The 3,182-nt window shown below is 38.5% G+C and carries 3 protein-coding genes; all 3 read right to left on the reverse strand.

All coding sequences use genetic code 11. The annotated features are described in order from the left end of the window. Nucleotides 1-131 precede the first annotated feature (131 nt). On the reverse strand, nucleotides 132-272 hold the full coding sequence (locus tag MR764_RS20090; RefSeq protein WP_247981251.1) for a hypothetical protein: 141 nt from the start codon (nucleotides 270-272) through the stop codon (nucleotides 132-134). Nucleotides 273-284: 12 nt separating this feature from the next. Next, on the reverse strand, nucleotides 285-2,165 hold the full coding sequence (locus MR764_RS20095) for a DUF4139 domain-containing protein (RefSeq protein WP_247981252.1): 1,881 nt from the start codon (nucleotides 2,163-2,165) through the stop codon (nucleotides 285-287). Nucleotides 2,166-2,672: 507 nt separating this feature from the next. Next, complete coding sequence (locus MR764_RS20100) at nucleotides 2,673-3,047, reverse strand: hypothetical protein (protein WP_247981253.1); 375 nt, start codon at nucleotides 3,045-3,047, stop codon at nucleotides 2,673-2,675. Nucleotides 3,048-3,182: the final 135 nt, after the last annotated feature.

Genomic DNA, 3,182 nt, shown 5'->3' on the forward strand with positions numbered 1-3,182 from the left:
CAAACAAGATACCATTAAAATTAAAAGCTATAAAAGAACAGACCGTTTCAAAGCTAGCTTTGAAACGGTCTGTGAATCTATTAACTTAGTCCAATAATCTGTAACGCTTATTTAGGACTAGTCAAAATCTGTTATTCAGCTTGCTCAGCGTTGTTTGCCGAGCGGGTTTTCATAAAACGTTTCTTCAGGTCTTCGAAAATGGCTTTGGCGCCGGGTATATTCATTTGGGCGGCTTGTTTTACCGAGTTGTAAATTTGTGCCACCTGGCGCATGAGGCATCGTTTTTATTCAATGACCAGATTCTTCGATTTTGGGTATTTTACCGAATACTTTAAATCAAATTCCTTTTTCGCCATAGGTTTTAAGGTAAACTCCCATTTAACCTCGCCGTTTTCTTTGTTTAGCTTAGCCCCCGAAATGGTTTGAATAGTTACTTCAATATCGTCGAGTTTTGAAACCGGCGCCTGGTCCAGTACAATCATATTAATTTCCTGGCTTTTGTTGTTTTTAACCGTTGTTTTCCACGACTTTGATTCTTCTTTCTTTGCACCTATAAACTGCCGGGTTTCAAAATCCTTTTCCTTTTCGCGGTTAACCATTACATTTTTGTCTTTGCCTAACGATAACTGCAAAGTGTCTGACGCGAACCGGACATCTAAAAGTGATTTCCCAACAAATGTTCCTTCGAAAAAAATATTGGCTTCACCTTCCAGTAAATTATACTTTTCCCAATCAGTGATATTGGCAATTAAGTAGGCTTCTTTTTCAATTTTTGGCACAGAATAGTATTGGAAAAATGCAGGTACCTGGTACACGACCATATCAACCGAATAATTTTTATTGTCGGAATGAACGGAATAGGGAGTCGAAATCTCAAAATTTATGGAGGTTTGATTTTCCGTTTTTTCAAAAGGAATTGCGATACTTTCTGTTTCCCTGATTTTTGTTTTATTGAGTGATAAACCGGCAACTCTTCCCTGTAGCATTGACGATGGTTCAGCATCTGTTTGAACACCATAACCTACCACCACTACTTCATCGAGTCCTGCTTTATCATCAAGCATTTTTACATTAATTACGGAGCTTGTAATTGGCAAAGTCTGACTCTCGCAACCGATAAACGAAAAGTTCAGATAGTCGGTATTACGGGGAAGAGTAAGCGAATAATTTCCATTCATATCTGTTATTGCTCCAATTGTCGTATTGGGTACCATAACCGTTACGCCAATTAACGGATGGTTGTCTTCATCTACTACCTGGCCATTCACCGAGTTTATTGATTGGTTGTAAACCGGCGGCAAACTATAATAATCGAGGTAATACGTTTTTAGCTCGGGCGCTACACCCGATGCGTTTGGATTCGAGGACGAGAAAGAAAGTTTAACATCCTTCCAGTCGACTTTGGTGTCTTGCCGTAAATTCGCTTTGTAAATTATTTCAACGGGGTCGTTAATGGTTTTTGCCCGAATGTCATAGGTTGGATACCACCCGGCATTAGCTACAATGTATGATAATTCGAAAGTGGGAGTTGTTTTGGTTTTACATTCAACTTTTACTAAAATCTCGCCTGAAGCAAATTCTTTCTTACTTGTTAATGTATTTAATTGACTTTGGAGCTCGTTTTTTTGTCTTCTTAAGCTTTCTATGGTTTTACTTCTTTCTATTTCCTTCAATTTTAGTGAAGTAAGTTTAGAACCGTAAAATTCGGATGCTTCTTTTAGCGTTGAAATATTTAATTCGTTGTTTTTGCCACCGATAATCCGATTGTCATTTAAAAAAGTTAGTTCTTCTTTCAAAACGGCAAGGTAGGTTTCCTCCAATTGAAGTTGATCGTTTAATTCATCAAGTTTGGTTTCAATTCTTTTTACTTCGTCAGATTTTTCAAGTTTATCTAAGAAATTCTGCTGATGATTCACGGCCAGAACTGTTACATCGCCGTTTGCTTTTACCTGAACACTTTTTGCATCAACAAAAGGAGACAGGTTTGTAAATTTAAGAATAGTGGTTCCCGGACTAAGCTCAACGGTTTTTTGTCGTGTAATCTGAGCTTTGTCGATAAAAACAGTTACCTGATTAACGTCTGTTTTGATTTCTTTTTCCTGAATTTCCTGGGCAAATAAATTGCTGAAGATTAGGCTTAATACTAAAATGGATATTGCTTTCATAATATAGATTTTCTGATAGGATGCAAAGCTTTCATTAATTCCATAAATGCCGTTTAAAAATTTTTCAACGAATTGAATAAAGTTCGAGGTAGGGCGAAGGATTGCACTTGTGCCATGCATCAAGAGCTGCCGTCTCTAAGGCAATGATTGTTTCTGTAATCGTGCGCTTATCCATAATGTTTTATATTGAATTGGTAACGGTCACTTGTATGTGGTCGGGCGGGATTTCTGGAAGAAATCGTGTCAGACCCGCAGGAAAGTGGGCGCAAGGTCTGACTTGTCAGACCGCTAAAACCCCCGCCTGCCATGTACAATTTGTTACCGGTAGGTTTTTTATTCATGGTCAAGTTGTTAACTGTATAAAAATATCATTTTCTGAGCAAAAGTTTCAAATAACCACTTCGCTGTTAAAATTTTTCTTCAACCCCCAAAGTCAAAGTTGCTTGTGGGTTGCAGGTAACCAACGGCGGTTTGCCTCGCCGAAACGTGAGCCAAACCATTCCTGATTTAAGCCGCTGGCGGAAAACTTGCGTGCACCGGCTGTTGCTGCCAATTTTTTAATTTCCTGTCAGGTAGAGAAAGGCCAAAAATCAAACTGTCAAATAACCACTGACTGTTCCTAAAAACGTACTGCACAGTCAGGTTGCAAAACAGTTTTGCCAAATTGTCAAACCCAAAATTGGCGACTTGCACTAAACCTTTTTTCTGCAAGTTTTGTGACAGCGATTTTACAAGCGAGCAAAAAACCAAAGAACGAACGTTTTTAATAACCACCAATTTTTTCTTCAAACTTACCGGTAACGTATGTGTAAATACACTATTGCATTTATAACACCTATCAGGTGCCGCAAGTGTAGTTCTTTTGTGTAATGGCGTATTCAAGGCTATAGTATTTAGTTTTGGTAACTGGCGGAATAAAAGTAAACATAAATAGGATTAAAGTTACCGCCGAAAATATGTTATGGAGTAGTTTTCAGGGGTTAGGGGGTACTTCAGAGGTGGGGAGGGGTACTTCCG

Origin of the sequence: Maribellus sp. YY47 (genome assembly GCF_023111095.1) — a bacterium.
In the GTDB taxonomy this organism is placed as follows: Bacteria; Bacteroidota; Bacteroidia; order Bacteroidales; family Prolixibacteraceae; genus Draconibacterium.